Source organism: Georgenia muralis (genome assembly GCF_003814705.1).
GTDB lineage: Bacteria > Actinomycetota > Actinomycetes > Actinomycetales > Actinomycetaceae > Georgenia > Georgenia muralis.
The window spans coordinates 2,436,324-2,462,258 of record NZ_RKRA01000001.1 but is presented as its reverse complement, the minus strand read 5'-3'; the positions used below and the strand labels follow the sequence as shown (position 1 = coordinate 2,462,258).

Here is a 25,935-nt window from a genome sequence, read left to right as displayed (position 1 = left end):
CCCCATGAGCGCCGGGTACGCCGCATGAGGCTGCGGAAGGTCAAGGTCGGCACGCCGGGGCTGACTCGCCGCCGGGTGGGCCGCGGGTTCGTCTACCTCGACGCCGGCGGCAACCGGGTCACCGACGAGGAGGTCCTCACCCGCTGCCGCGACCTCCTCATCCCGCCGGCGTGGACCGACGTGTGGATCTGCCCGGTGCCCAACGGCCACATCCAGGCCGTGGGGACCGACGCCGCCGGTCGGCGCCAGTACCTCTACCACCCGGCCTGGCGGGAGAGCCGGGACTCGGCCAAGCACGAACGGGTGGTCACCCTCGCCCGGCGGCTGCCCTCGGCGCGGCGCCGCGTGACGATGGACCTCAGCGGCAGCGGGATGCCCCGCGAGCGGGCCCTGGCGGTCGCCTTCCGCCTGCTCGACCTCGGCTACTTCCGGATCGGCGGCGAGGGGTACGCCGAGATCAACGGCAGCTTCGGCCTGGCCACCCTGCGCAAGGACCACGTACGGATCGGCCGGGACGGGACCTTGACGTTCGACTACACGGCCAAGTCGGGACAGCACCGGGTGCTGCGGCTACGGGACGAGGACCTCATCAGGCCCGTGTCGATGCTCCGGCGGCGCCGCGGGGGCGGTGAGGAGCTGCTCGCCTACCGCGCGGGCGGGCAGTGGCACGACATCACCTCGACCGACATCAACGACTACGTCAAGGACCTCCTCGGCGAGGACGCCTCCGCCAAGGACTTCCGCACCTGGCACGGCACCGCACTGGCCGCCGTCGAACTGGCCGTGCGCGTCGAGCCGGGGGCGAGCGACCGCGCGCGGAGCAGGGCGGTCCGTGAGGCCGTGCAGGTGGTGGCGGGGTACCTGGGCAACACTCCCGCGGTGTGCCGGGCGTCCTACGTCGACGCGCGCGTCGTCGACCTGTTCGAGCGGGGTCAGACCATCGACCCCGCGCTCGCCCGGCGGGTCGTGGGCCGGGCGGACGGCGACGACCTGCTCCCGCCCGACACCCGCGGCGCGGTGGAGGGCGCTCTGCTCGAGCTGCTCGGGTGACTCCGTGCCCGGCGCGCCGTGGCGTGACCGGCGGCCGCCCGCCCGGGCGGCACGGGCCGCTACTCGCCCCTCCGGCGCCGGAAGACCAACGGCTCGTCGACGAACTCGAGCCAGGACGCGCGCTCGGCCTCGCTCATCCGACGCGGCCGGCCGGTCGCCTCGTCGACGAGGACGAGGGTGGTCATGGCCCGCACGGCGGGCCCGGTCCGGCCGGCGATCTCGTAGCAGATGTCGATGCTCGCCCCGCCGAGGTGGGAGATCCACAGCTGCACCGGCAGCGGCTCGAGCGAGTACGGCACCGCCTCGAGGTACTCGATCTCCTGGCGGGCGATGTAGGTGTTCGTCCCCGAGCCGGGGCCGGTGTCGAGGACCCGCGTGCCGGGCCGGTCGCCGGCCGCCGCGGCATCGCCGGGCCGGTCCGCGCCTCCCGCCGTCCCGGCCCGGTCCGCGCCTCCCGCCGTCCCGGCCCGGTCCGCGCCGCCCGCCGTCCCGGCCCGGTCCACCTCCGCACGGTGGGCGTCACCGGGGACGGACGCCCAGAACGCGGCGATGCGCGTCTCCTCGAGGATGGTGAACATCCGGGCGTTGTTGACGTGCTGGTAGGCGTCGATGTCGCTCCAGCGCAGCTTCACGGGGATGGTCAGCCGGCTCACCCGGGAACCCTCTTCCTCTCGTCGGTGCAGGCGGCGACGGGACGGCCGGGCGGCGCGGTCGCCGCCCGGCCGTGGGCTCAGTCGCGGGTGAGCTTGCGGTAGGTCACGGCGTGGGGCCGCGCGGCCTCCGCGCCCAGCCGGGAGACCTTGTTCGCCTCGTAGGACTCGAAGTTGCCCTCGAACCAGTACCACTTCGCCGGGTTCTCGTCGTCACCCTCCCACGCCAGGATGTGGGTGGCGACGCGGTCGAGGAACCACCGGTCGTGGCTGACGACGACGGCGCAGCCGGGGAACTCCAGCAGCGCGTTCTCGAGCGAGCCGAGGGTCTCGACGTCGAGGTCGTTCGTGGGCTCGTCGAGGAGCAGCACGTTGCCGCCCTGCTTGAGCGTGAGGGCCAGGTTGAGGCGGTTGCGCTCCCCGCCGGAGAGGACACCTGCCGGCTTCTGCTGGTCCGGGCCCTTGAACCCGAACGCCGAGACGTAGGCGCGCGAGGGCATCTCGACGTTCCCGACCTGGATGAAGTCCAGACCGTCGGAGACGACCTCCCACAGGCTCTTCTTCGGGTCGATGCCGGCGCGGGACTGGTCCACGTAGGAAAGCTTCACGGTCTCGCCGATGGTGAGCCGGCCGTCGTCGAGGGACTCCAGGCCGACGATCGTCTTGAAAAGCGTGGTCTTGCCGACGCCGTTCGGGCCGATGACGCCCACGATGCCGTTCGGGGGCAGAGAGAAGGAGAGCCCGTCGATGAGGACGCGCTCGTCGAAGCCCTTGCGCAGCCCCTGCGCCTCGATGACGACCGAGCCCAGCCGCGGGCCCGGCGGGATCTGGATCTCCTCGAAGTCGAGCTTGCGGGTGCGCTCGGCCTCGGCGGCCATCTCCTCGTAGCGAGCCAGGCGGGCCTTGGACTTGGCCTGGCGCCCCTTGGCGTTGGAGCGCACCCACTCCAGCTCCTCCTTGAGGCGCTTGGCGAGCTTGGCGTCCTTCTTGCCCTGCACCTGCAGGCGCTCGCCCTTCTTCTCCAGGTAGGTGGAGTAGTTCCCCTCGTAGGGGTACAGGCGCCCGCGGTCCACCTCGGCGATCCACTCCGCGACGTGGTCGAGGAAGTATCGGTCGTGGGTGACGGCGATGACGGCGCCGGCGTACTTCGCCAGGTGCTGCTCGAGCCACAGCACCGACTCCGCGTCGAGGTGGTTGGTGGGCTCGTCGAGCAGGAGCAGGTCCGGCGCCTCGAGCAGCAGCTTGCACAGCGCGACCCGGCGACGCTCACCGCCGGAGAGCAGGGTGACGTCGGCGTCGGGGGGCGGGCAGCGCAGCGCGTCCATCGCCTGGGCGAGCTGGGCGTCGAGGTCCCAGGCGTTCGCGGCGTCGATCTCGGTCTGAAGGTGCCCCATCTCCTCCATGAGGGCGTCGAAGTCGGCGTCGGGCTCGGCCATGAGGTTGCCGATCTCGTTGAACCGCTCGACCTTGCCGAGGATCTCCGCGACGCCCTCCTGGACGTTGCCCAGGACGGTCTTCTCCTCGTTGAGCGGCGGCTCCTGCTGGAGGATGCCGACGCTGAAGCCGGGCGTGAGGCGGGCCTCACCGTTCGAGGGCGTGTCGAGCCCGGCCATGATCTTGAGGATCGTGGACTTCCCGGCACCGTTCGGACCGACCATGCCGATCTTGGCGCCCGGCAGGAACGCCATCGTGACGTCGTCGAGGATCAGCTTGTCGCCGTGCGCCTTGCGCGCCCGGACCATGGAGTAGATGTACTCGGCCACTGCTCTCCGCATCGTGGGTGGGGGTGGTGGCCCGCCGTGGGGCGGGCCGGTGCTGCCTCCAGGGTAGGACACCACCGCCCGGTGCTCAGCGCGGGGGGCCGCGGCCGGGCACTGACCCGGCGCCGCCTACCTGGCCGCGACCGCCGCGGACAGACCGAGGTGGTCGTCGTCACCGTCCGGGTCGTCCTCGGGCCCGTACTCCGGCGAGTCGTCGGCCACGTCCTCCGGTACGTCGTCCGCACGGTCGCCGACCACCTCGGTCTCCCCCTCGGGGAGGTCCACGCTCTCCCACCGCGAGCCGTCGGGTCCGGTGACGGTGCCGGCTCCGGCGGCGTCGTCGGAGGTGACGCGGGGCGGCGCCGTCCGGACGAAGTTGACCATGCCCAGCCCCAGCTCGACGGCGATGGCGTCGGCCTTGAGGACGTGGTCGAACTTCTGTCCGTCCTCCCCGGTCCAGGTCTCGACGCTCAGCTTCCCCTGCACGACCACGCTCATGCCCTTGTGCAGCGAGAAGCCTGCGTTGCGGGCCAGGTCATCCCACGCCTTAACGGTGAACCAGTAGCTCGCGACGTCCCGGTACTGGCCGTCCTCCTCACGTCGGCGGGAGTTGGCCACCACCCGGAACGACACCCAGGGCCGGCCGGCGGCCGAGGTCCGCAGCACCGGTTCGCTCCCCAGCCTACCCAGGACCGTGATGTCGGCGTTGTCCTTCATGTTCGCTCCCCGTTCCGGCCGGCCGGGCGCCGGCCACGGAACGACAGTGGCCTCGGGCGAGGGACGGGGGTCCGGCCGGAGGTCGGTGCTGGGGACGACCGGGCCGCGCGCGGGTCCTGGGGAGGCGGGTGGCCGGGGCCACCCCCGCGCGCGGCGCGGCAGGTGCGCCTGCCGACCTGCCGACCTGCTGGCCTGCCGACCTACGACCTACCGCCGAGCGCCCGGGTGAGCGCGCGGTGCGGCTCGAGCGCCTCCTCGGTGGGCCGGACGAGGTGTTCCTCGACGACCTCGAGCGCCCGGCGGTGTGACTGCGCGACGTACTGCTGGGCCGCCTCCGCGGCGTCCTGCTCGCGCAGACCGCGCGCGCGCACGACGAGCGCCGCCGCCGCGCCCAGACCGGCCAGCGCCCCGAGGGCGAGGACGACCTGGCCCGCACCGGCCGCGGCGACGGCGAGCACGATCCCGACGAGCGCGAGGATGCCGGCGAGGACGAGCGCGCGCGTCCCGCGGGCGCTGCGGCCCGGCGGCAGCGGCACCCCTGCCGCGGCCTCCGCGGCCAGGCCGCGCAGCGTCGCCACGTCCGGCACCGCTGCGTCCACGGCGGCGCGCCACCGGGCGGGCAGTCCCTCGCCCACGCGCGTGGTCCACCGGTCGCGGACCGCGGCCACCGTCGCGGCGGCGGGCGGCTCGGGCCGGGCGAGAGCACCGCCGCGCGGCGCGGCGACCGCGGTGCGGATGGCGCCGGCCACGGCGTCGGCGCCGCTGGCCCGGGTCAGGTCGGCGGCGAGCCGCGCCGTCTCCTCGGGGTCGGCCTCGGGGGCGCGGCCCAGCGCCGGTGCGAGCCGGGCGGCCATGGCGTCGAGCTCGGCGCCGGCGGTACGCGCGGCGGCCGAGGGTCGTGCCACCGCCTCGGCCAAGGCGCGGCGGACCTCGGCGATCCCGGTGTGCGCCAGCGCGGACGTGGCCAGGACGGGGACCCGGTCGAGACCGTCCGCGGCGAGCAGCGCGGCGACGTCCGCCCGGACCCTCTCCACGGCGTCGGCCGGGATGGTGTCCGCCTGGTTGACCAGGACGAGCATGCTCTCCTGGCGGTCGACCAGCGCGCGGAGGTACCGCTCGTGCAAGAGGTGGTCGGCGTACTTCTGCGGGTCGACGACCCAGACGAGGAGGTCGACGAGCGGCAGGAGCCGGTCCACCTGCCGGGCGTGGCCGAGCGCGACCGAGTCGTGGTCGGGCAGGTCGAGCAGGACCATCCCCGCCAGGGCCTTCTCACGGTCGGCGTCGAGCACCGACTCGCGCCGGATCCGCCGCGTCGGGGCGACGTCGAGGAAGTCCAGCAGCACCTCGGCGTCACCGCCCCACACGCACGCGGCGGCGACCTCGGTGGTGGGGCGCAGGGCCCCCACGTCCGCGAACTCCAACCCCGAGATCGCGTTGAACAACGACGACTTGCCCGACCCGGTGCCGCCGACGAGCGCCACCACCGTGCGGTCCACCCCGACGGCGAGGCGGGCCTCGGCGGCGTCGAGGTCCGTCCGCGCCCGGGCCACCGTGCGCGGGTCCAGGTGCTGCTCGGCGGCGTCGAGCGCCGCCCGCACCGCGGCCACCCGTGCCGTGAGCTCGCCCGCGGCGTCGGCGCGTCCATCGGGCGCGTCGTGGTCGGGCGCGTCGTGGGCCGACACGTCGTGCGCCGGGGCGGCTCCGGTCCCGTCCGCCGGCGCCTGCCCGTCGCCCTGCTCGTCCGCCCGCTCGATCAGGTCGTGGTCGCGCACATCGGTGCTCATGCGTGCTCCTTCAGCTCGCTCGCCCGCAGTCTCAGTCCCGTTCCGGAGGTGACCGGCAGCTCCTCGACGGCGTCGAGGAACGGCTGCACCACCGAGCGCACGGCCTCCGCGGCGACCCCGGCGAGGGACTCCCGCGCCCGTGGCACCGCCTCCGCACCGACGAGCGCCGCCGCGGCCTCGGCAGCCCCGGCGACGCCGGCGGCCCCGGCCTGCACGAGGCCGGCGATCCCGTCGTCGTCGAGGACGCCTGCGGGTGCCGCGACGACGGCGCGCACGTCCGCGCGCCACCGGGCCACCACCTCGTGCGTGCGGTCGGCGGGGACCTCCACCTCGACCTGCTCGGCCCCCAGCTCCCGGGCGTGCCAGGCGCGACGGACCGCGTCGGTGGCCGAGGCGACGGCGTCGGCGAGGACCACCTCGAGGGCGGCGCCGACCTCGCCCCCGAGCTCCGCGGCGGCCGCCGAGCGGGCCGCCACCGCGGCCGCGCGCCGGCCGGGCCGCAGCCGCTTGTCCACCAGCGGGGCCAGCGGCCCGCCGGTCGACGCGAGCGAGACCCATCTCGTGGTCGGCGCCCCCGCGCCGGCCCGGCCCGCACGCAGGGCGTCGGCGACACCCTCCGCGGGCGCCTGCGCGGCGTGGTGGACCGCCGAGCGCAGCGCGTCCGCGGCCTCGACCTGGTCGTCGAGTCCGACGGCGAGGTCGAGAAGCTGCTCCCGCAGGGCCGCCCACACCCCGCGGGTGGTGCGCCCGGCGAGACCCTCGCCCTGGTGGCTGGCCGCCAAAAGCCGCAGCCACGCCCCGAGCTCGTCGGCGAGCCCGCCCGGCAGGGGACCGTCCAGGGCGCCGGCGTCGGGGACGACGAACAGCGGTGCCGACCCCAGGCCCAGGTCGTCCATCCGGGCCAGCAGGTCGGCCCGGACCGGGGCGAGGACGTGGCCGGGGACCCGGTTGAGGACGACGGCGGTGGTGATGCCGCGCTCGTGGGCGGCGGTGAGCTGGTGCCACGCGGCGGCGTCGCCGTAGCGCGAGGCGGTGGTGGTGAACACCCACAGGTCGGCCGTCTCCAGCAGCTGCGCCGAGAGGGAGCGGTTGTGGGGGTGGACCGAGTCGAGGTCCGGGGCGTCGAGCAGCGCGAGCCCGCGGGGGACCCCCTCGTCGACGACGACGTCGGCCAGGCGCTCGAGCGGCCCGCCCGAGAGGGCGGCGGCGTCGTCGGGGTGGACGGCGAGGACGGCCCGGCGGGTGGTCGGGCGCAGGACGCCGGCCTCGCTGACCTCGCGGCCGACCACGGCGTTGAGCAGGCTCGACTTGCCGGCGCCGCTCGAGCCGCCGAGGACGACGACGGCGGGCCCGGCGGTCCGCGCGAGCCGCGCGAGCCGCGGCAGCAGGCGCGCGTCGATCTGCGTGAGGAGCTGCTCGCGCAGGGCCCGCAGCCCCGCGGCGCCGGGCAGCTCGAGCGGGAACGCGGCGCGGTCGATCTCGGCGCGCAGGTCCGTGACGACGTCGAGCCGTGGAGCGCGCAGCGCGGAGTCGGGGGCGTCGGTGGTCACCGGGCCATTGTCCGTCAGCCGGGCTCCCGCCCGCGGCAAGCACGCCGGTGCGGGGCGTCGCGGGGCGCCCGCCGCTGCGGGCGGACGGGGCCCGCCCGGTACGCTTGACCGGCGCCCCCATAGCTCAATGGATAGAGCAACGGCCTTCTAATCCGTAGGTTGCAGGTTCGAGTCCTGCTGGGGGCACGTGAGCCGAAACCCCTCCCCCCAGGACCCGATCGTCTGGATCGACTGCGAGATGACCGGGCTGGACCTCGTCAAGGACGCCCTCGTCGAGGTCGCCGTCGTCGTCACGGACTCCGAGCTGACCCCGCTCGACGCCGGCATCGACGTCGTCATCGCCCCGACCCCCGGCAGCGTCGAGCAGATGGAGGAGGTCGTGCGGATCATGCACACCGAGTCGGGGCTGCTCGACGAGCTCGCCGGGGGGACCACCATGGAGGCCGCGCAGCGCGCCGTCCTGGACTACGTCCGCCGGTGGGTGCCGGAGCCGCGCAAGGCACCCCTGGCCGGCAACAGCGTGGGGACCGACCGGTCCTTCCTCGCGCGGGACATGCCCGAGCTGGTCGACCACCTCCACTACCGCATCATCGACGTCTCCTCCATCAAGGAGCTCGCCCGGCGGTGGTACCCCCGTGCCTACTACCAGTCGCCGGCCAAGAACGGCGGTCACCGGGCACTGGCGGACATCCTGGAGTCCATCGACGAGCTGCGGTACTACCGCTCGGTCCTCTTCCCCGCCGGGGACGGGCCCGACTCCGCGACCGCCCGCAAGGCCGCCGCCGCGGTGACCGCCGCCCCCACGGCGCTCGCGGTGGCCCGGCACGCCGAGCTCGCGGCGCAGCCGGCGGCCGGTCCGACGGGCGAGCCGGCGGCCGGTCCGACGGGCGAGCCGGCGGCACCCGGCGAGTGACCCACGCCACCGCGACAGCGGTCCCGGCGGCGTGCGCCGGTCGGCTATGCTTGGTCGTCGCCGCCGGTTCGCCGGCACAGGCATGGTGGGTATAGCTCAGCCGGTAGAGCGCCTGGTTGTGGTCCAGGAGGTCGCGGGTTCAAGCCCCGTTACTCACCCCGATGGCAAGGCCCCCGCGGTTCACCGCCGGGGGCCTTGCCATCGCTCCGTGGTCCTCGACCCGAGCAGACGCCGGGGTGCACCCCGCCGGCCGGGGCGGCTCCGTCGACGAACCCGCCCGGACTCACCAGAAGGCGCGGACCGAGATCGCGTCGGCGAAGTTCTCGACCGCGCCGGGCGTCGTCGAGAGGTACAGGGAGGCGTCGACGAGCGAGACCTCCATGACGTACATCTGGCCGCCGTCGCCCTCGACGACGTCGACCCGACAGTAGACGAGCTGCTCGTCACGGCCGATCCGGCTCTTGATGTAGGAGTGGATCGCCGTGCGCGCACTCTCCCCCAGCCGCCACTCCGCGGGCGTGGCATGCCGGGGGTGGGCCACCTCCTCCGGGGCGTCGGCCTGCTGACGGAACGGGCCGTGGAGCATCGCGTCCTTCTCCACCGCGTGCGAGACCAGGCCGTTCATGAAGATCAGCGCGGTCTCCCCACGGCGGTCCACCGACTCCAGGTACCGCTGGACCATGACCGTGCGCCCCTCCGCGAGCAGCTCGGTGGCGTGGGCGATCGCCGCCTGACGCGAGCGCGCGTCGTTGGAGGTGTACCGACCGGTGTCGTGGGCGCCGGAGGACACCGCCGGCTTGACGACGAAGTCGCCGCTCGCGGGGAACCGCGTGTGCAGCTGGTGCTTGCTGAGGCCGGCGGCCGGCTCCAGCCAGGTGGTCGGGATGATGGGCATGCCCCGCTTCTCCAGCTCGAGCATGTAGTGCTTGTCGGTGTTCCACCGGAGCACGTCGGGGTGGTTGACCAGGCGCGGCACCGACTCGGCCCAGTCGAGGAACTTCTCGCGCTGGTGGGCGTAGTCGTGCACCGACCGCACGACGGACATCCCCTGACTCCAGTCCACGGACGGGTCGTCCCAGACGCTGATCCGCGGCTCGATACCCCGATCGGCGAGGGCGTCCGGCAGGCCGGCGTCGTCGGCGGCGAGGCGGGGCTGCGAGGCGCTGGTCACGAGGTTCACGATCGGCTTCGGCACGCGCTCAACCTACCGCGACGGGCGCCACCGCGCGGACGTGACGGGGCACGTCGCACATCGTGCTTGACGCGCCCGGGCTGGCTCTGTCATCCTCGAACCATCCCGTGAGAGCGCTCCCACGCTATGTTTCTCGCTTTTGTGAGAGCGCTCCCACACCAGGGTCCGGAACCCCCCGGCCCCGACCGCAGGCGGCCTCACCGCCGCACACGACGAAGGAGTCTCAGTGCGCATCACACGTCTCACGGCCGGTGCGGCCGGTCTGGCCGGGCTCAGCCTGGTCCTCGCCGCCTGCGGCGGCACCGAGGCCGACGGCGACGCCGCCGCCGGCGGCGGCGGCTCGACCGAGGAGGCCGGTGACATCACCCTCACGGTCGCCACGTTCAACGAGTTCGGCTACGAGGAGCTCCTCGACGAGTACATGGCCGAGAACCCGGGCATCACCGTCGAGCACAAGAAGGCGGCGACCTCCAACGAGGCTCGCGACAACATGAACACCCGTCTGGCCGCCGGTTCCGGCCTGGCCGACGTCGAGGCCATCGAGGTCGACTGGCTGCCGGAGCTCATGCAGTACCCCGACCAGTTCGTCGACCTCGCCGACCCCGAGCTCGAGGGCCGCTGGCTCGACTGGAAGGTCGAGCAGGCCACCACCGCCGACGGCAAGCTCATCGGCTACGGCACCGACATCGGCCCGGAGGCCGTGGCGTACCGCAGCGACCTCTTCGCCGAGGCCGGCCTGCCCACCGACCGCGAGGAGGTGGCCGAGCTGCTCGAGGGTGACTGGGAGACCTACTTCGAGGTGGGCCGCCAGTTCGCCGAGAGCTCCGACGTGCCGTGGTTCGACTCGGCCCAGGCGACGTACCAGGGCATGGTCAACCAGCTCCCCAACGCCTACGAGGAGACCGACGGCACCGCCAAGGACCTCGCCGAGAACAGCGACGTCAAGGCGCTGTACGACCAGGTCCTCACCGCCGCCGTCGACGACGGGCTCTCCGCGGGCCTCGAGCAGTGGGGCGAGGACTGGACCAACGCCTTCCAGAACGACGGCTTCGCCACCATGCTGGCGCCGGGCTGGATGCTCGGGGTCATCGAGGGCAACGCGGCCGGCGTCGAGGGCTGGGACATCGCCGACGTCTTCCCCGGCGGTGGCGGCAACTGGGGGGGCTCCTTCCTCACCGTCCCGGCGCAGGGCGAGCACCCCGAGGAGGCCAAGGCGCTCGCCGCCTGGCTGACCGCGCCGGAGCAGCAGGTCAAGGCGTTCATCTCCAAGGGCACCTTCCCCAGCCAGGTCGAGGCGCTCGAGAGCGAGGAGCTCCTGGGTCAGACCAACGCGTTCTTCAACGACGCGCCCACCGGCGAGATCCTCGCCAACCGGGCCGAGGCCGTCTCGGTCACCCCGTTCAAGGGCCCGAACTACTTCGCCATCCACCTGGCCGTCTCCGACGCCATCGTCCGCGTCGACGCCAACGGCACCGACGACGCCGCCACCTCGTGGGAGAAGGCCCTGACCGCCTTCGACGAGCTCGGTCTCTGACAGCCGGGCGGGGGCCGGCTGTCCGGCCGGCCCCCGCCCCCTCAGCCCGTCCCGGAGGTCCCTCATGGCCGTCACCACCCCGGCGCCGCCGACGCCCGCGCCATCCCGGCCCACCGCCCGCCGCGACACCGGCCCCCGCGGGCTGCGTCAGCGCCTGGCCCGGTGGGACGTCACCTTCTCGCCCTACCTCTACATCGCCCCGTTCTTCCTCGTCTTCGCCGTCGCGGGCCTGTTCCCCATCGTCTACACCGCGTACGTCTCGGTGCACGACTGGCACCTCATCGGCGGCCAGGGCGGCTTCGTCGGGCTCCAGAACTACGTGGACGTCCTCACCCAGCCGCGCTTCCTCACCGCCCTGCGCAACACCTTCAGCATCTTCCTCCTGTCCTCGGTGCCCCAGCTCATCGTCGCCATCGTGGTGGCGGCCGTCCTGGACGCCAACCTGCGCGCGAAGACCTTCTGGCGCATGGGTGTGCTGCTGCCCTACGTCGTCGCCCCGGTCGCGGTGGCCCTGATCTTCTCCAAGATGTTCGCCGACCAGTCCGGCCTCATCAACACCGTCCTCGCCGGCGTGGGCCTGGACCCGATCGGGTGGCACTCCGACCCGCTGGCGAGCCACGTGGCCATCGCGACGATGGTGAACTTCCGCTGGACCGGCTACAACACCCTCATCCTCCTCGCCGCGATGCAGGCCGTCCCGCGGGACCTGTACGAAGCGGCCGTCATCGACGGTGCCGGACGGCTGCGCCAGTTCCTCTCCGTGACCGTGCCGATGCTGCGGCCCACGCTGATCTTCGTGGTCATCACCTCCACCATCGGTGGGCTGCAGATCTTCGACGAGCCGCGCATGTTCGACACCCTCGGGCAGGGCGGCGCGGACCGGCAGTGGATGACCGTGACGATGTATCTCTACGAGCTCGGCTGGGGGGCCCAGAAGAGCTTCGGCCGGGCCTCGGCCGTCGCCTGGATCCTCTTCCTCATCATCGTGGCCATCGGCCTGCTGAACTTCGCCCTCACCCGCAAGATCGCCTCCGCCGGCGCCGCCACGAAGGGAGGGGCCAAGTGAGCGCCCCGTCGATCGCCGTCATCCGTCAGACCGCCGGACCCGGCGCCGCCCGCGCGGCCGCCCGCCGCCGCGGCGGCGTGAACCGCCGCCCCGGCTGGGTCACCTACACCCTCCTCACGGTGGTGCTCCTCGTCTCGGTCTACCCCATCTACTACGCGATCCTGCTCGCCTCCTCCGACGCGGCCACCATCGCCCAGAACCCGGTGCCCTCCCTCGTCCCGGAGGGCAACCTGCTCGAGAACCTGCGCCGCGTGGTCGACTCCGACATCCAGTTCTGGCGTGCGCTCGGCAACAGTCTCATCGTCTCCACCGCGACGGCCTTCTCCGTCGTCGTCTTCTCCACCCTGGCCGGGTACTCCTTCGCCAAGCTGCGCTTCCGGGGGCGCGGGCCGCTGCTGGTGTTCGTCATCGCGACGATGGCGGTGCCCACCCAGCTCGGCATCGTGCCGCTGTTCATCGTCATGTCCGAGCTCGGCTGGGTCGGCCAGCTCCAGGCGGTCATCGTCCCGGGCATGGTCACCGCGTTCGGCGTGTTCTGGATGACCCAGTACCTCTCCGAGGCCCTGCCCTACGAGCTCGTCGAGGCCGCCCGCGTGGACGGGTGCTCGATGATCCGCACGTTCTGGCACGTGGCGATGCCCGCCGCCCGGCCCGCCGCGGCGATGCTCGCGCTGTTCACGTTCGTGGGCTCCTGGACGAACTTCTTCTGGCCGTTCATCGTCCTCGGCTCGACCAACCCCACCCTCACGGTGGCCGTGCAGCTGCTGCAGGCCTCCTACTTCAAGGACTACTCGCTCATCATGGCCGGGGTCGTGGCCGCCACGCTGCCCCTGGTCGTCGTCTTCGCCCTCGCCGGCCGCCACCTGGTCACCGGCATCATGCAAGGAGCTGTCAAGGGATGAACCCCACCGCCGCCACCACGGCCGAGGCCGCCACCACGGCCGAGGCCGCCACCACGGCCGAGGCCACCCGCCCTGCGGGCACCGGCCGGGCCATGCCCCCGGGGTTCGTCCTCGGCGCCGCCACGGCCGCCTTCCAGATCGAGGGCGCCGCCCATGAGGACGGGCGCACCGACTCCATCTGGGACACGTTCTGCCGGGTCCCGGGCGCCGTCGTCAACGGTGACGACGGCACGGTCGCCGTCGACCACTACCACCGCTACCGCGAGGACGTCGCCCTCATGGCCGACCTCGGCCTGGACGCCTACCGCTTCTCCACCTCGTGGGCGCGGGTGCGCCCCGACGGCGGCCCGGTCAACCCCGCGGGGCTGGACTTCTACTCCCGCCTCGTCGACGAGCTCCTCGGCGCCGGGATCACCCCCTGGCTCACGCTCTACCACTGGGACCTGCCGCAGGCGCTGCAGGACCGCGGCGGCTGGACCGACCGGGACACCGCCCACCGCTTCGCCGAGTACGCCGTCAGCGTCCACGAGGCGCTCGGCGACCGGGTCCGGCACATCACCACGCTCAACGAGCCCTGGTGCTCCTCGTTCCTGTCCTACGCCGCCGGGGAGCACGCCCCCGGCCACACCGACCCCGCCGAGGCGGTCGCTGCCGCGCACCACCTCCTCCTCGGGCACGGCCTCGCGGTGGGGGCCCTGCGCGAGCGCGACGCCGACCTGCGCCTCGGGATCACGCTCAACCTCACGGTCTCCGACCCCGCCGACCCGGCCGAGCCCGCCGACGTCGACGCCGCCCGGCGGGTGGACGGCGCGTTCAACCGGATCTTCCTCGACCCGGTGCTGCGCGGGGAGTACCCCGACGACGTGCGCCGCGACATGGCCGAGCACTGGCCGGACGGCCTCGTCCGCGACGGGGACCTCGCCAGGATCTCCGCGCCCCTGGACTTCCTCGGCGTCAACTACTACAACGGCGGCGCCACCACCGGCCTCGCCGCGGACGGGCGGCCGGCGGACGCGACGACGCCGCAGGCCACCCTCGGGGGGCGCCAGCGCCGCAGCCCGTTCGTCGGGTCCGAGCACCTGCGGGCGGTGCCCCGGGGCCTGCCGACGACCGCCATGGGCTGGGAGGTCCAGCCCGAGGGCCTCACCCGACTCCTCGTGCGGCTCCAGCAGGAGTACACCGGCCCGGCCGGCATCCCCGTGTACGTCACCGAGAACGGCGCCGCGTTCGACGACGTCCCCGACGCGCAGGGGTTCGTCGACGACGCCGAGCGCCGGGACTACGTCGCCGCCCACCTCGCCGCGGTCACCGACGCGGTGGCCGCCGGCGCGGACGTGCGCGGGTACTTCGTGTGGTCCCTGCTCGACAACTTTGAGTGGGCCTTCGGGTACGGCAAGCGGTTCGGCGTCGTCCGGGTCGACTACGACACCCTCGAGCGCACCCCCAAGACCAGCGCCCTGTGGTACGCCGACCTCACCCACAGCCGGTCCCTGCCGGGCGGCGAGGGCTAGGACCGCCCGGCCGGGGGCGGCGGCCGGGCGGCGCGGGACCCACCCGCCGGGCCCTGCGCGGCCCGGCGGGTGGCAGACTCCACCTGGGGCGACCACGCCCCGCACGGACGAACGGAACGGGGGCGACGATGACCAGGACCGGCTCACCGGCCCCCACCCTCGTCGAGGTCGCCCGGCTCGCAGGGGTCTCCCGGGCGACGGCGTCGCGAGCCGTGCGCGGCGGGGAGCGGGTCAGCCCGGAGGCCAGGGCGGCCGTCGAGGCCGCGGTGCGCGAGATCGGTTACCGCCCCAACCAGGCAGCCCGCAGCCTGGTGACCCGGCGCACCGACTCCATCGCCGTGGTCATCCCGGAGTCCGACTCGACCCTGTTCACCGACCCGTTCTTCGCGACCGTGCTCCACGGCGTGACCACGGCCCTGTCGAGCACCGACCTGCAGATCGTCCTGCTGGTGGGCCAGCCCGGCGAGCGCGCCGCCCGGATGGTCAACTACCTCCGGGCCGGGCACGCCGACGGCGCCATCGTCGTCTCCCACCACCGGATGGACAACGTCGTCGAGGCGCTCGCGGAGTCCGCCGTGCCCGCGGTGCTCATCGGCCGCCCCTGGGACGCGTCCCTGCCGTTGACCTGGGTTGACGTCGACAACGCCGGCGGGGGCCGGCTCGCCGCCGAGCACCTCCTCGCCCGCGGTGCGCGGCGCCCCGCCACGGTGGCCGGGCCCGCCGACATGGCCGCCGGCCGCGACCGTCTCGCCGGCTGGGCCGAGGTGGTCGCCGCGGCGGGCCTGGCCACCGACGCCGTCGAGCACACGGACTGGACCGCCGACGCGGCCGCGGCCGCCACCGGCCGGCTGCTCGACGACCACCCGGACGTCGACGGCCTGTTCGTCGCCTCCGACCTCATGGCCGAGGCCGCGATGGAGGTGCTGCGCGGCCGCGGGATCGCGGTGCCGGACCGGGTCCGGGTCGTCGGCTTCGACGACATGGGCCTCGCCGCCCGCACCCGCCCGCCGCTGACGACCGTCGTCAACCCCGCCCCGGCGATGTCCCGCCGCGCCGTCGAGATGCTCCTGGCCCAGCTCGAGGGCACCGGGGGCACCGAGTCCGTCCAGTTCCCCACGGCCCTGGTCGTTCGCGGCTCGTCCTGACCCGCCGGTCCGTCCGCCGCGGGGACGTGCGGGAGTGACGCTCCTCTCAAACCCCGCCGGGCGGTGCCCGGATGGTGAGACGACCCGGTCCCAGGTCGCCCGTGAGCGGGGTCAGCGGCGAGCCTGGAGACCGCGCCCCGGGCGCCGCCGCACCGGACCACCTCGTGCACCCGCCGACCAGAGAAGGACCACCATGACGCTCCGCCCCCGTCGCGCCGCCGCCCTCGCGGCCGGCGCCGCCCTCGCCCTGACCCTGGCCGCCTGCGGCGGCGGGGAGGCCACCTCGGCCGCCGGCGGCTCCGAGGACGACCCGGTCCGTATCGGCGTCGTCGGCGCCGCGAACCCGGAGTGGACGATCTTCGAGGACCTCGCCGCCGAGGAGGGCATCGCGGTCGAGATCGTCGACTTCAGCGACTACACCCAGCCCAACCCGGCCCTGACCGACGGCGACCTCGACCTCAACCAGTTCCAGCACATCCTCTACCTCGCCCAGTACAACGAGGCGGACGGGCAGGACCTCACCCCGATCGGCGCCACCGCGGTCTACCCGCTGGCCGTGTACTCCCAGGAGTACGACGACGTCGCCGACATCCCCGACGGCGCCGAGATCGCCATCCCCAACGACGTCACCAACCAGGCCCGGGCCCTGTTCGTCCTCGAGGAGGCGGGGCTGCTCACCCTCGCCGACGACGCCGGCACCGTGCCCACGCCGTCGGACATCGACGAGGCCGCCTCCACGGTCACCGTCACCCCCGTCGAGGCCAACCAGACCGTCGTCGCGCTGGACTCGGTGGCCGCCTCGGTCGTCAACAACGACTTCGTCGCCGACGCGGGCCTCACGCCCGAGGACGCGATCTTCGCCGACAGCGCCGAGAGCGAGGGCGCCCGGCCCTACATCAACATCTGGGTGGCCCGTGCCGAGGACGCCGACAACGAGACCTACGCCCGTCTCGTCGAGCTCTACCACGAGCAGGAGGTCCTCGACGCGGTCCAGGAGACCGCGGGCGGCACCGCATCCTTCGCCGACCAGGACGCCGCCGAGCTCCAGGAGATCCTCGCCGAGGTCCAGGCGGGCCTGACCGAGTGAGCGCGCACGTGCCCGGTGCCGCCGGGCGGCGCCGGGCACGGCCCGCGATGATGGCCCCATGAGCTCCCCGATCATCCGGCTCGACGGCGTGCACAAGGTCTTCGGCGACGGCCCGGGGGCGGTGCGCGCCGTCGAGGACGTCACCCTGGAGATCGCCCAGGGCGAGATCTTCGGTGTCATCGGCTACTCGGGCGCCGGGAAGTCCACGCTGGTCCGGCTGGTCAACGGCCTCGAACGGGCGACGGCGGGCACCGTCGTCGTCGACGGCCGGACGGTCTCGGCGATGACGGAGAAGCAGCTGCGGCCGGTCCGTGCCGACATCGGCATGATCTTCCAGCAGTTCAACCTCTTCTCCGCCAAGTCGGTCGCGGAGAACATCGCCTACCCGCTCCGGGTCGCCGGGTGGGACAAGGACCGGCGCCGCGAGCGCGTGGCCGAGCTCCTGCGCTTCGTCGGCCTGGCCGACAAGGCGGCGGCCCGGCCGGCCGAGCTCTCGGGCGGGCAGAAGCAGCGGGTCGGCATCGCCCGCGCGCTGGCCAGCAGCCCCAAGATCCTCCTCGCCGACGAGTCGACGTCGGCGCTGGACCCCGAGACCACCCGGGACGTGCTGTCCCTGCTCCGGCGGGTCAACGCCGAGCTCGGCGTCACCATCGTCGTCATCACCCACGAGATGGACGTCGTGAAGTACCTGTGCGACCGGGTCGCGGTCATGGAGGGCGGCCGCGTGGTCGAGCTGGGCAGCGTCTACGACGTCTTCTCCCACCCCACGCAGGAGGCCACCCGCCGGTTCGTGGGGACCTCGCTGCGCGACCGGCCCACCCCCGACGTCCTGGCCCGGCTCGCGGCGAGCCACCCCGGCACGCTGGTCACGGTGGGGGTGCAGGAGGACCACGGCTCGAGCGCACAGATCATGCGCACCCTCGCCGCGAACGCCGTCGACGGGGCCATCGTCTACGGCGGCATCACCGAGATCGGTGAGCGCCCATTCGGCTCCCTCACCCTGGCCCTGACCGGCGAGCCCGCCGCGATCGAGGCCGCGCTGGCGGAGCTGCGGCACTTCACCACCGTCCAGGAGTACCCCGAGCTGGAGGCCACACGATGAAGTTCGACTGGGCGGCCGACTGGGACCTCTTCCTCGAGGCGTTCTGGCAGACGCTGTACATCGTCGCCCTCGCGATGGGCATCGGCGGCGCGATCGGCCTCGTGCTCGGCCTGGTCCTCTACACCACCCGCCGCGGGGGGCTGCTCGCGAACCGGTACGTCTTCGCTGCGCTCAACGTGCTGGTCAACTTCGTCCGGCCGATCCCGTTCATCATCTTCCTCACGGCGGTCGGCCCGCTCACCCTGGCCCTGGTGGGCTCGCGCATCGGCACCGACGCCTTCATCGTGCCCGCGGCGATCATGGCGGCGTTCGCCACCTCCCGCCTCGTCGAGCAGAACCTCGTGGCCCTCGACCCCGGCGTCATCGAGGCGGCCCGGTCCATGGGCGCCTCTCCCCTGCGGATCATCCTCACGGTGATCATCCCGGAGGCGCTCGCCCCGCTGATCCTGGGCTACACCTTCCTCTTCGTGGCGGTCGTGGACATGTCCGCCCTGGCGGGCATCGTCGGCGGCGGCGGGCTGGGCAACTTCGCCCTCACCTACGGCTACCAGCGCTTCGACTGGGGCGTCACCTACATCACGGTGCTCGTCATCGTCGCCCTCGTCCAGGCGGTCCAGTTCCTGGGCAACCACCTCGCACGCAAGGTCCTGCGCCGATAGCCACGCACCGGCACGGCGAGGCCGCCCGCGAGGTCACCGGCCCGTCGTCCCCCGCACGGGGAGCGCGCACCCCTAGGCTTTCAGCACCAGGCCCCTCCCCCTGCCCCCGGGGCGGGTCGCCCGAGCACCTAGAGGAAGAAGTCGCTCCATGCGCCGTGCCGTGACCGGACTGTCCGCCCTTGCCGTCCTGACCCTCGCGACCGTCCCGGTCGCCCAGGCCGCCGGCCAGGACGTGGGCGTCAACGTCGTGCTGTCCACCGACATCACCCCCGCGATCCTCGCCGAGCTGTCCGCGTACGGCGCGGTCAACGAGCAGTACCCGGAGATCGACGCGCTGACGATGCGCGCACCCGCCTCCGCCGTCGCCAGGATCAGCCGGCTGCCCTACGTCGAGGCGGCGAACAAGGACGTCGAGGTGATCGGCAAGCCGGTGGAGTCCAGCCCGTTCACCTCCACCCTCGATTACGGCGTGGCCACCTGGCACACCGACCAGATCGACGTCCAGGACGTCGCCACCGGCGACCGGGAGGTCCCCGAGACGGGCGCCGGGGTCTACGTGGCCGTCCTCGACACCGGCCTGCACAGCTCGTGGCCGGCGTACTTCGGCGAGGAGCGCATCGCGGAGGAGCTCGGCGTCGCCATCGGCGGCGGCGGCGGGGAGCGGGGCTCGATCTCCTACCAGCCGAACAAGTGGTCCGTGGACCAGAACGGCCACGGCACGCACGTGACCAGCACCATCCTCGGCTACAACATGAACGGCACGGCCATCGCCGGTGTCGCGCCCGAGGCGACGGTCATCCCGGTGAAGGTCCTCAACCAGAACGGCTCCGGCTGGTCCTCCGTCACCGCCGCCGGCATCGACTACGTCACCGACCTCAAGGAGAGCGGCGTCCTCGGGGACGCGCCCGTCGTCATCAACATGTCCCTCGGCGGTCCCACGAACGACGCGCTGAGCATGGCCGCCATCGACCGCGCGATCGAGGCGGGCGTGCTCATCGTCGCCTCGGCCGGCAACTCCGGCGAGGCCGGCATGGGCTACCCCGGCGCGTACGAGCCGGTCATCTCGGTGGCCGCCAACGGCTGGACCGGCGAGTGGCTCGGCGGCCCCACCTGGTGGACGGGCTCGGACGTCACCGAGGGCGACGTGGCCGAGACCGCCTACATCGCCGAGTTCTCCTCCCGCGAGCTCGCCGGCCAGGACCTCGACGTCGCCGCCCCCGGCTCGTGGATCGTCGGGCCGTACCAGCTCAACGCCAAGCAGAGCTACTACTTCCTCGGCGGCACGTCCATGGCGTCACCCCACGTCGCCGGGGCGGTCGCGCTCATGGCCGAGCGCAACCCAGCGCTGACCCAGGCCGACGCCGAGCGCATCCTCGAGGCGACGGCGACCGCGCTGCCCGCCGGCGAGCGGGAGGTCTTCGACCCCAACCTCGGTGGCCTGCGCACCATCGCCTGGGGCGACGACGCGAGCGGGTCGGGCGTCGTCGACGTCCCCGCCGCGCTCGACGCCGCGTTCACGACGGCGACGACGGACACCGCGCCCGAGCCCGCCCGCGGCAAGGGCGGCCCGCGGAGGTAGCCCCACCACGGCCGGCGAGGCCCGCCCGGCCACCACGGCCGGGCGGGCCTCGCCGCACCAGCCTGAGGCGGTGATGACGCCCAGTCGGCGAACGTGGCCTCGCTCTGCGAGCGGCGTCACACCGTCGACGACGGAGCAGATCGGGCTCGCCCCGAAGGCGAGCAGCAGCAGGGTCGCCGCCGGTTCGGCGAGCGCGGTGCGCCCCCCCTGAGACCGACTCCGTCGAGGCCGCGGAGACCACCTGGCTGGGGTGGCCGCTGACGAGGACGTCGCCGCGGTGGTACCGGCTACGCCTTCACGGGTAGCCCACGAGCGAGGGGCCCGGCCCGCAGCGCGGGACGAGGAACCTTCGAGGAGTACACCGCCTGGGACTCGAACCCAGAACCCGCTGATTAAGAGTCAGCTGCTCTGCCAATTGAGCTAGCGGTGCGTGGCGCGGATGAGACATTACCGCACCCCTCGGGAAGCACCCAAGCCGGGGCGGCGTCCCGGTGGGTGAGATGGCGCACAGGTCCGCCATCGCGACGGCTCACCGGCGCCGGAGCCCGAGCACCTCGCTCACGCCGCGCCCGGCGAGGCCGGGAAGTGCCGCGCGGGTGGCGGCGTCGTCGGCGGGCTGCATGACATCCATCGCGAGCGCGGCGCGCATCTGCCGGCCGAGCACCGGTCTGGCCACGCCCACGGTCCGGGCAGCGACGTGCAGCACCGGGCGGGGCACCCGCCGGGGCCGGCCTGCGACACCGCCGCGGCGCATGACCGCCAGCGCGAGCTGGCCGAGGGTGAGCCGTTCGGGACCGCACACGTCGAGCGTGCGACCACGCAGCGAGCCGTCCAGCACGGCCGCCGTCACGACGTCGGCCACGTCCTCGACGTCGACCCAGGCCACCGGGTTGTCGGCCCGGCCGAACACGACCGGCCTGCCGTTCTTCGAGGTCTGCTCGAGCAGGGCGACCCACGCCTGGGTGAAGGCGTCCGAGCGCACGATCGTCCACCGCACCCCCGAGCGCCGGAGGTGCTCCTCAGCGGCCGCTTTGGCACGGCCCAGCTCCAACGGGCTTTCGGGCGAGGCGTTGACCAGGGAGACGAGGACGACATCCGCCCCGGCCGCCCGGGCCGCGTCGACGAGCGCGACGTTGCCGTCCCGGTCGGTGTTCGCAGGGGTGGCCCCGCCCCGGCCGACGAACCCCTGCACCGCAGAGACGACCACCGAGGCGCCGGCGAGGACCGGGGGCAGGCTCGCCGGGTCGCGCACGTCCGCCACGGCCACCTCCACGCGCGGGTCGAGCGCCGGGCGCGGGGTGAGCCCGCGGCTGAACACCCGCACCCGGTGACCGGCCTCGACCAGGCGCCCGGCCACCGCGGTCCCGAGCCGGCCGGTGCCACCGGCGATGACGACCAGCATGTCGCTGCCTCCGCACTCGCCCCCTCGTCCCAGTACAGGCGCCGAACCGACGCGGCGCGAGGGACGCAGGTCCGCCCGCCGCCGGACGGACCGACGGGAGGACCCGGCCGGGCGATGACAGGATGAGCGCATGAGCCGTCTCGAACCCGGAACGACCGCGCCCGACTTCACCCTGCCCGCCGCCGGTGGCGGTCAGGTCTCCCTCGCCGAGCTCCGCCGGAGCAGCGAACGCGGCGTGGTCGTCTACTTCTACCCCCGGGCCGCCACGCCCGGCTGCACCACCGAGGCGTGCGACTTCCGCGACAACCTCGCCGCCCTGCGCGGTGGCGGCTACTCCGTCGTCGGACTCTCGGCCGACCCGCTCGAGGACCTGGAGTCCTTCGCCGCGGCGGAACAGCTGACCTTTCCCCTCGCCTCCGACCGGGACCACGCCGTCGCCGAGGCCTACGGCACCTGGGGACCCGTGACCCGCAACGGCGTCACCCGCGAGGTGGTGCACCGCTCGACCTTCGTGGTCGAGCCCGACGGAACGCTGCGGCTGGCGCAGTACGACGTCGACCCGCACGGCCACGTCGCGGCGCTGCGCGCCGATCTCGGCCTCGACCGCTGACCCCACCCGGCCCTCACCCCACCCGCACAAGGAGCCACACCATGCCCCGTCTCGCCCCCGGCGACACCGCCCCGGACTTCCGCCTCCCCACGGCCGACGGCGGCGAGGTCGCCCTGGCAGAGCTCCGTGCCGGCGCCGAGCGCGGCGTCGTCGTCTACTTCTACCCGGCCGCGGCGACCCCGGGCTGCACCAAGGAGGCCTGCGACTTCCGGGACTCCCTCGCCGCGCTGCGGTCCGCCGGCTACGCGGTGGTGGGGATCTCCCCCGACGGCGTCGCCAAGCTGGCCCGGTTCGCCGAGGCGGAGTCGCTGCCCTTCCCGCTGGCGTCCGACCCCGACCACGAGGTGCTCGAGGCCTACGGCGCCTGGGGCGAGAAGTCGAGCTACGGGCGCACGTCGGTGGGCGTCATCCGGTCGACCGTCGTGGTCGGCCCGGACGGGACGGTCGCCCTCGCCCAGTACAACGTCAAGGCCACCGGCCACGTCGCGCGGCTGCGCAAGGAGCTCGGCGTCGGCTGAGCGTCCCGCCCGCGTAGGCTGTCCGCCGAGCGCGAGTGGCGTAACTGGCAGCCGCGCCAGGTTTAGGTCCTGGTGCCTTCGGGCGTAGGGGTTCGAGTCCCCTCTCGCGCACGGACGACCCTCGGTCGAGGAGTTCAGATGGGTGAATGGCCGGCGGCGCCGTGGTCGCTCACCGCGACCGCGGCGCTCTCGCTCCTCGCCGTCCCGCGGGCGACGGTGCCCCCGGCCGCCCGCCCGGTGACCCCGGCCGGCTGCCGACCGGTGGCCCTCGCTGGGAGGCTCCTCACCGGCGTCGCGCTGGTCCGGTACGGACCTCCCGGCGACCTGACCTACGACGAGCTCGTGGTCGCCGTCCTCGGCCGCTGCGGGCTGCGCCCCGTGGTCACGGTCACCCAGATCTGGGTGGACTCGCCGGCCTCCCGCGACGGCGCCCGCGCCCTGTGGGGCATCCCCAAGGAGCTCGCCGTGTTCAGCCGCGGGGCGCCTGCGGTGCCGGACGCTGCGATCGGGCCCGCGGGGGCCGCCGCCGAGAACGGGCCCGGGAGCGCGGTCGTCCGGGTCCGGACCCGGACGAGGCCCCGGACCCGGCGGTGGCTGCCCGGCCGGGTCCGCCTGACCTTCGCCACGGCGCAGCACCTCGACGGGGCGGACCACCGAGCCGCCCACCTGCTCTCGGCCCGGGTGGGCGGACTGCGCTCGGCGTGGGACTTCGCCCCGGCGGGGCCGCTGGGTCACCTCGCCCACCGCCGGCCGGTGCTGACGCTGCGGCTGGCCGGAACGCTCGTGTTCGGGGCGGTGAACGGCGAGGCGGCGTCGCGCGCGGGCGCCGGGCACGATACAAACGTGGGATGAGTGACATCGCGAGCGGGGACATGGGCCCGTGGCTCTCCCCCGAGGACCTGGACCTGGTGCGCCGGAAGGTGCCGATCCTCTACGTCGACGCGATCCCGGCGCGGGTCGACGCGCACGGGGACCTCGAGGCGGTCGGGCTGCTCCTGCGGGCGACAGACGAGGGGACGATCTCCCGGGCCCTGGTCTCCGGCCGGGTGCTCCTGCACGAGACCATCCGGGAGGCGCTGGAGCGTCACCTCGAGAAGGACCTCGGGCCGATGGCGCTGCCGCGGCTGCCGCTCTCCCTCCACCCGTTCGCGGTCGGGGAGTACTTCCCGACGCCCGGGAGCCCGTTCCACGACCCGCGCCAGCACGCCGTCTCCCTCGCCTACGTGGTCCCGGTCGCCGGCGACTGCCGGCCGAGCCACGACACGCTGGAGCTGACGTGGCTCACCGCCGCCGAGGCGCAGACGCCGGAGATCCTCGGTGACATGATCGAGGGGCATGCGACCCTGCTGCGGCAGGCGCTCGCCCATCTGGGGAGGTTGCGCTGATGGACACCGCACCGGAGCCGGTGGTCCCGGACCAGGTCCACCCCGCGTGGTGGTTCGGGATCGACGCCGCCGCGGTCCTGCTCTTCGCGCTCGTGGGCATGCTCAGCCACGGCTCGGACGGGTACCTCGGCATCGTGTGGCCGTTCCTCGTGGGCCTGGCCGTGGCGTGGTTCGTCCCCGCCGTGCGCGCGCTGCCGCTGCTCATCTGGCCCTCCGGGGTGATGATCTGGGTGTTCACCGCCGGCATCGGCCTGGCGCTGCGCGCCGTCTCGGGCGGCGGCATGTCCGGCGCGTTCCCGTGGGTGACCCTCGGCGTCCTGGGGCTCCTGCTCGTCGGCTGGCGCGTGGTCCCCGAGGTCGTCGAGCGGCGGCGGGAGCGCCGCGCGCGCTACCTCTGATCGCGCGGCCGGGGCCGCCGTCCGGCGTCGTGCGCTCAGCCCAGCAGCGGCACGAGGTGGGGCGCCAGGGCCCGGAAGGCCTTGCCGCGGTGACTGATGGCGTTCTTCTCGGCCGGGCTCAGCTCGGCCGAGGACCGGTCCTCCCCCGCCGGGCGCAGGATCGGGTCGTAGCCGAACCCGCCGGTGCCGCGGGGCGCGGTGAGCAGCGTGCCGGGCATCGTGCCCTCCTCGACCACCTCCAGGCCGCCGGGTGTGACGAGCGCGGCCGCGCACGCGAAGTGCGCCCCGCGGTGCGGCTCGGGCACGTCGGCGAGCTGGGCCAGGAGCAGCTCGAGGTTCGCGCGGTCGTCGCCGTGCCGGCCCGCCCACCGGGCCGAGAAGACCCCCGGCGCCCCGCCGAGGACGTCCACGCACAGGCCCGAGTCGTCCGCGACCGCGGGCAGGCCCGTGGCGGCGGCGAGCGCCCGGGCCTTGAGCAGCGCGTTCTCGGCGAACGTGACGCCGTCCTCGACGGGCGGGTCGGTGCCCACGTCGGCGGCGCCGACCACGTCGTCCTCGTCCAGACCGGGCAGCAGCGGCCGCAGGATCTCCCGGAGCTCGCCGACCTTGTGCGGGTTGTGCGTGGCCAGGACCAGGCGCGGACCGCTCACGCGCGACGCTCGAGGGGCCGCTCCAGCGCCTCGGCCTGGAGGTCGCGCAGCCGGGCCGTCCCCGCGACGGCCAGGTCGAGCAGGGTGTCGAGCTCGGCACGCCTGAAGGGCACGCCCTCGGCGGTGCCCTGGACCTCGACGAAGTCGCCGGAGCCGGTGACGACGACGTTCATGTCGGTCTCCGCGCGCACGTCCTCCACGTAGGGCAGGTCGAGCACCGGCAGGCCGTCGACGATCCCGACGGAGACCGCGGCCACGGAGTCGGTCAGGACCGGCGCGCCCGCCCGCGGACGGACGTGCCCCTCCCGGGTGCCCCACGCGATGGCGTCGGCGAGCGCGACGTACGCGCCGGTGACGGCGGCGGTGCGGGTGCCGCCGTCGGCCTGGAGGACGTCGCAGTCCAGCACCACCGAGTTCTCGCCGAGGGCGGAGAGGTCGACGACGGCGCGCAGCGAGCGGCCGATGAGCCGGGAGATCTCGTGGGTGCGCCCCCCGATCCTGCCCTTGACCGACTCCCGCTGGCTGCGGGTGGAGGTGGCCCGGGGCAGCATGGCGTACTCCGCCGTGACCCAGCCCAGGCCCGAGCCCTGCCGCCACCGCGGCACACCCTCGGTGAAGGAGGCCACGCACAGCACGCGGGTGCGGCCGAACTCCACCAGGACGCTGCCCTCGGCCTCGTCGAGCCAGCCCCGCGTGAGGCGGACCTCGCGCAGCTCGTCGGGGGCGCGGCCGTCGGCGCGCAGGGCGGTGCTGGGGGACGTCGTCATGCCC

Annotated in this window: 25 protein-coding genes and 4 tRNA genes; 19 read left to right on the top strand and 10 right to left on the bottom strand. The window is 74.0% G+C overall.

Annotation, left to right across the window (positions count from 1 at the left end):
- Nucleotides 1-24 precede the first annotated feature (24 nt).
- Nucleotides 25-1,050, top strand: coding sequence for a DNA topoisomerase IB (locus EDD32_RS11040; protein WP_123917469.1), 1,026 nt, complete (start codon nt 25-27; stop codon nt 1,048-1,050).
- A 59-nt stretch (nt 1,051-1,109) separates the two neighbouring features.
- On the opposite strand, the gene EDD32_RS11035 is transcribed toward EDD32_RS11040, so the two are convergent.
- The 5 genes from EDD32_RS11035 to EDD32_RS11015 all read right to left on the bottom strand — a co-directional run bounded on the left by EDD32_RS11035 (nt 1,110) and on the right by EDD32_RS11015 (nt 7,511).
- Nucleotides 1,110-1,703 (bottom strand): acyl-CoA thioesterase, encoded by a 594-nt coding sequence (locus EDD32_RS11035; RefSeq protein ID WP_123917467.1) that lies wholly within the window; start codon nt 1,701-1,703, stop codon nt 1,110-1,112.
- Nucleotides 1,704-1,780: 77 nt separating this feature from the next.
- Nucleotides 1,781-3,463 carry an energy-dependent translational throttle protein EttA gene (gene ettA / locus EDD32_RS11030; RefSeq protein WP_123917465.1) on the bottom strand — a complete coding sequence of 561 codons (1,683 nt, stop codon included), beginning with the start codon at nt 3,461-3,463 and terminating at the stop codon, nt 1,781-1,783.
- A gap of 126 nt (nt 3,464-3,589) precedes the next feature.
- Nucleotides 3,590-4,177, bottom strand: coding sequence for a single-stranded DNA-binding protein (gene ssb / locus EDD32_RS11025; protein WP_123917463.1), 588 nt, complete (start codon nt 4,175-4,177; stop codon nt 3,590-3,592).
- A gap of 200 nt (nt 4,178-4,377) precedes the next feature.
- Complete coding sequence (locus EDD32_RS11020) at nt 4,378-5,961, bottom strand: GTPase (RefSeq protein ID WP_170175269.1); 1,584 nt, start codon at nt 5,959-5,961, stop codon at nt 4,378-4,380.
- A complete protein-coding gene (locus EDD32_RS11015) occupies nt 5,958-7,511 on the bottom strand; it encodes a GTPase domain-containing protein (protein ID WP_170175268.1) in 1,554 nt (517 codons plus the stop codon). Before EDD32_RS11015 ends, EDD32_RS11020 begins: the two co-directional genes overlap by 4 nt.
- 113 nt (nt 7,512-7,624) lie before the next feature.
- Between EDD32_RS11015 and EDD32_RS11010 the strand changes: the two genes are divergently transcribed.
- The 3 genes from EDD32_RS11010 to EDD32_RS11000 all read left to right on the top strand — a co-directional run bounded on the left by EDD32_RS11010 (nt 7,625) and on the right by EDD32_RS11000 (nt 8,582).
- Nucleotides 7,625-7,697: transfer RNA gene (locus EDD32_RS11010), tRNA-Arg, on the top strand.
- 1 nt (nt 7,698) lies between these two features.
- On the top strand, nt 7,699-8,424 hold the full coding sequence (gene orn / locus EDD32_RS11005; protein ID WP_281274875.1) for an oligoribonuclease: 726 nt from the start codon (nt 7,699-7,701) through the stop codon (nt 8,422-8,424).
- Nucleotides 8,425-8,509: 85 nt separating this feature from the next.
- Nucleotides 8,510-8,582: transfer RNA gene (locus EDD32_RS11000), tRNA-His, on the top strand.
- 125 nt (nt 8,583-8,707) lie between these two features.
- Here EDD32_RS11000 and EDD32_RS10995 read toward each other — a convergent pair.
- Nucleotides 8,708-9,619 (bottom strand): ATP-grasp domain-containing protein, encoded by a 912-nt coding sequence (locus EDD32_RS10995; RefSeq protein ID WP_123917457.1) that lies wholly within the window; start codon nt 9,617-9,619, stop codon nt 8,708-8,710.
- A 229-nt stretch (nt 9,620-9,848) separates the two neighbouring features.
- Here EDD32_RS10995 and EDD32_RS10990 point away from each other — a divergent pair, with 229 nt between their 5' ends.
- The 9 genes from EDD32_RS10990 to EDD32_RS10950 all read left to right on the top strand — a co-directional run bounded on the left by EDD32_RS10990 (nt 9,849) and on the right by EDD32_RS10950 (nt 20,201).
- Nucleotides 9,849-11,150, top strand: coding sequence for an ABC transporter substrate-binding protein (locus tag EDD32_RS10990; RefSeq protein ID WP_447926016.1), 1,302 nt, complete (start codon nt 9,849-9,851; stop codon nt 11,148-11,150).
- Between the two features lie 64 nt (nt 11,151-11,214).
- A complete protein-coding gene (locus EDD32_RS10985; RefSeq protein WP_123917453.1) occupies nt 11,215-12,216 on the top strand; it encodes a carbohydrate ABC transporter permease in 1,002 nt (333 codons plus the stop codon).
- The gene (locus EDD32_RS10980) at nt 12,213-13,118 is read left to right on the top strand and encodes a carbohydrate ABC transporter permease (RefSeq protein WP_123917451.1); all 906 of its coding nucleotides are present in this window, start codon (nt 12,213-12,215) and stop codon (nt 13,116-13,118) included. Before EDD32_RS10985 ends, EDD32_RS10980 begins: the two co-directional genes overlap by 4 nt.
- On the top strand, nt 13,115-14,629 hold the full coding sequence (locus EDD32_RS10975) for a glycoside hydrolase family 1 protein (protein WP_123917449.1): 1,515 nt from the start codon (nt 13,115-13,117) through the stop codon (nt 14,627-14,629). The genes EDD32_RS10980 and EDD32_RS10975 overlap by 4 nt, the downstream gene beginning before the upstream one ends.
- Nucleotides 14,630-14,757: 128 nt before the next feature.
- Entirely contained in the window at nt 14,758-15,774 is a 1,017-nt protein-coding gene (locus tag EDD32_RS10970; protein WP_123917447.1) for a LacI family DNA-binding transcriptional regulator, read from the top strand.
- A gap of 193 nt (nt 15,775-15,967) precedes the next feature.
- On the top strand, nt 15,968-16,861 hold the full coding sequence (locus EDD32_RS10965) for a MetQ/NlpA family ABC transporter substrate-binding protein (RefSeq protein WP_123917445.1): 894 nt from the start codon (nt 15,968-15,970) through the stop codon (nt 16,859-16,861).
- Between the two features lie 58 nt (nt 16,862-16,919).
- Nucleotides 16,920-17,963 carry a methionine ABC transporter ATP-binding protein gene (locus EDD32_RS10960; RefSeq protein ID WP_123917443.1) on the top strand — a complete coding sequence of 348 codons (1,044 nt, stop codon included), beginning with the start codon at nt 16,920-16,922 and terminating at the stop codon, nt 17,961-17,963.
- The gene (locus tag EDD32_RS10955; protein WP_123917441.1) at nt 17,960-18,622 is read left to right on the top strand and encodes a methionine ABC transporter permease; all 663 of its coding nucleotides are present in this window, start codon (nt 17,960-17,962) and stop codon (nt 18,620-18,622) included. Before EDD32_RS10960 ends, EDD32_RS10955 begins: the two co-directional genes overlap by 4 nt.
- A gap of 148 nt (nt 18,623-18,770) precedes the next feature.
- Nucleotides 18,771-20,201 (top strand): S8 family peptidase, encoded by a 1,431-nt coding sequence (locus EDD32_RS10950; protein WP_123917439.1) that lies wholly within the window; start codon nt 18,771-18,773, stop codon nt 20,199-20,201.
- 357 nt (nt 20,202-20,558) lie between these two features.
- Here the strand turns inward: EDD32_RS10950 and EDD32_RS10945 are convergent.
- Together EDD32_RS10945 and EDD32_RS10940 are read right to left on the bottom strand one after the other, a co-directional pair.
- Nucleotides 20,559-20,631: transfer RNA gene (locus EDD32_RS10945), tRNA-Lys, on the bottom strand.
- A gap of 99 nt (nt 20,632-20,730) precedes the next feature.
- Complete coding sequence (locus EDD32_RS10940) at nt 20,731-21,603, bottom strand: SDR family oxidoreductase (RefSeq protein WP_170175267.1); 873 nt, start codon at nt 21,601-21,603, stop codon at nt 20,731-20,733.
- Nucleotides 21,604-21,733: 130 nt separating this feature from the next.
- Between EDD32_RS10940 and EDD32_RS10935 the strand changes: the two genes are divergently transcribed.
- From EDD32_RS10935 to EDD32_RS10910, 6 genes are all read left to right on the top strand, one after another.
- Entirely contained in the window at nt 21,734-22,213 is a 480-nt protein-coding gene (locus EDD32_RS10935) for a peroxiredoxin (RefSeq protein WP_123917435.1), read from the top strand.
- Between the two features lie 41 nt (nt 22,214-22,254).
- Nucleotides 22,255-22,731, top strand: a complete 477-nt coding sequence (locus tag EDD32_RS10930; RefSeq protein ID WP_123917433.1) for a peroxiredoxin — start codon at nt 22,255-22,257, stop codon at nt 22,729-22,731.
- 29 nt (nt 22,732-22,760) lie between these two features.
- Nucleotides 22,761-22,842, top strand: a tRNA-Leu gene (locus EDD32_RS10925).
- A 27-nt stretch (nt 22,843-22,869) separates the two neighbouring features.
- A complete protein-coding gene (locus EDD32_RS10920; protein ID WP_123917431.1) occupies nt 22,870-23,583 on the top strand; it encodes an acetoacetate decarboxylase in 714 nt (237 codons plus the stop codon).
- Nucleotides 23,580-24,116: an NUDIX hydrolase family protein gene (locus tag EDD32_RS10915; RefSeq protein ID WP_123917429.1), complete on the top strand. Its 537-nt coding sequence runs from the start codon at nt 23,580-23,582 to the stop codon at nt 24,114-24,116. The genes EDD32_RS10920 and EDD32_RS10915 overlap by 4 nt, the downstream gene beginning before the upstream one ends.
- The gene (locus EDD32_RS10910; protein WP_123917427.1) at nt 24,116-24,514 is read left to right on the top strand and encodes a DUF3054 domain-containing protein; all 399 of its coding nucleotides are present in this window, start codon (nt 24,116-24,118) and stop codon (nt 24,512-24,514) included. The genes EDD32_RS10915 and EDD32_RS10910 overlap by 1 nt, the downstream gene beginning before the upstream one ends.
- 35 nt (nt 24,515-24,549) lie before the next feature.
- Here the strand turns inward: EDD32_RS10910 and rdgB are convergent, their stop codons facing one another.
- Together rdgB and rph are read right to left on the bottom strand one after the other, a co-directional pair.
- The gene (rdgB, locus tag EDD32_RS10905; RefSeq protein WP_123917425.1) at nt 24,550-25,164 is read right to left on the bottom strand and encodes an RdgB/HAM1 family non-canonical purine NTP pyrophosphatase; all 615 of its coding nucleotides are present in this window, start codon (nt 25,162-25,164) and stop codon (nt 24,550-24,552) included.
- Nucleotides 25,161-25,931, bottom strand: coding sequence for a ribonuclease PH (gene rph, locus EDD32_RS10900; protein WP_123917423.1), 771 nt, complete (start codon nt 25,929-25,931; stop codon nt 25,161-25,163). The genes rdgB and rph overlap by 4 nt, the downstream gene beginning before the upstream one ends.
- Nucleotides 25,932-25,935 lie beyond the last annotated feature (4 nt).

Coding starts and splice junctions, on each gene's coding strand:
- EDD32_RS10935 (WP_123917435.1), top strand. CDS start 21,734: ATGAGCCGTCTCGAACCCGGAACGACCGCGCCCGACTTCACCCTGCCC.
- EDD32_RS10985 (WP_123917453.1), top strand. CDS start 11,215: ATGGCCGTCACCACCCCGGCGCCGCCGACGCCCGCGCCATCCCGGCCC.
- EDD32_RS11020 (WP_170175269.1), bottom strand. CDS start 5,961: ATGAGCACCGATGTGCGCGACCACGACCTGATCGAGCGGGCGGACGAG.
- ssb (WP_123917463.1), bottom strand. CDS start 4,177: ATGAAGGACAACGCCGACATCACGGTCCTGGGTAGGCTGGGGAGCGAA.
- EDD32_RS10930 (WP_123917433.1), top strand. CDS start 22,255: ATGCCCCGTCTCGCCCCCGGCGACACCGCCCCGGACTTCCGCCTCCCC.
- EDD32_RS10950 (WP_123917439.1), top strand. CDS start 18,771: ATGCGCCGTGCCGTGACCGGACTGTCCGCCCTTGCCGTCCTGACCCTC.
- EDD32_RS10970 (WP_123917447.1), top strand. CDS start 14,758: ATGACCAGGACCGGCTCACCGGCCCCCACCCTCGTCGAGGTCGCCCGG.
- EDD32_RS10955 (WP_123917441.1), top strand. CDS start 17,960: ATGAAGTTCGACTGGGCGGCCGACTGGGACCTCTTCCTCGAGGCGTTC.
- EDD32_RS10940 (WP_170175267.1), bottom strand. CDS start 21,603: ATGCTGGTCGTCATCGCCGGTGGCACCGGCCGGCTCGGGACCGCGGTG.
- EDD32_RS10965 (WP_123917445.1), top strand. CDS start 15,968: ATGACGCTCCGCCCCCGTCGCGCCGCCGCCCTCGCGGCCGGCGCCGCC.
- EDD32_RS10910 (WP_123917427.1), top strand. CDS start 24,116: ATGGACACCGCACCGGAGCCGGTGGTCCCGGACCAGGTCCACCCCGCG.
- EDD32_RS11040 (WP_123917469.1), top strand. CDS start 25: ATGAGGCTGCGGAAGGTCAAGGTCGGCACGCCGGGGCTGACTCGCCGC.
- EDD32_RS10975 (WP_123917449.1), top strand. CDS start 13,115: ATGAACCCCACCGCCGCCACCACGGCCGAGGCCGCCACCACGGCCGAG.
- EDD32_RS10920 (WP_123917431.1), top strand. CDS start 22,870: ATGGGTGAATGGCCGGCGGCGCCGTGGTCGCTCACCGCGACCGCGGCG.
- rph (WP_123917423.1), bottom strand. CDS start 25,931: ATGACGACGTCCCCCAGCACCGCCCTGCGCGCCGACGGCCGCGCCCCC.
- EDD32_RS10960 (WP_123917443.1), top strand. CDS start 16,920: ATGAGCTCCCCGATCATCCGGCTCGACGGCGTGCACAAGGTCTTCGGC.
- EDD32_RS10915 (WP_123917429.1), top strand. CDS start 23,580: ATGAGTGACATCGCGAGCGGGGACATGGGCCCGTGGCTCTCCCCCGAG.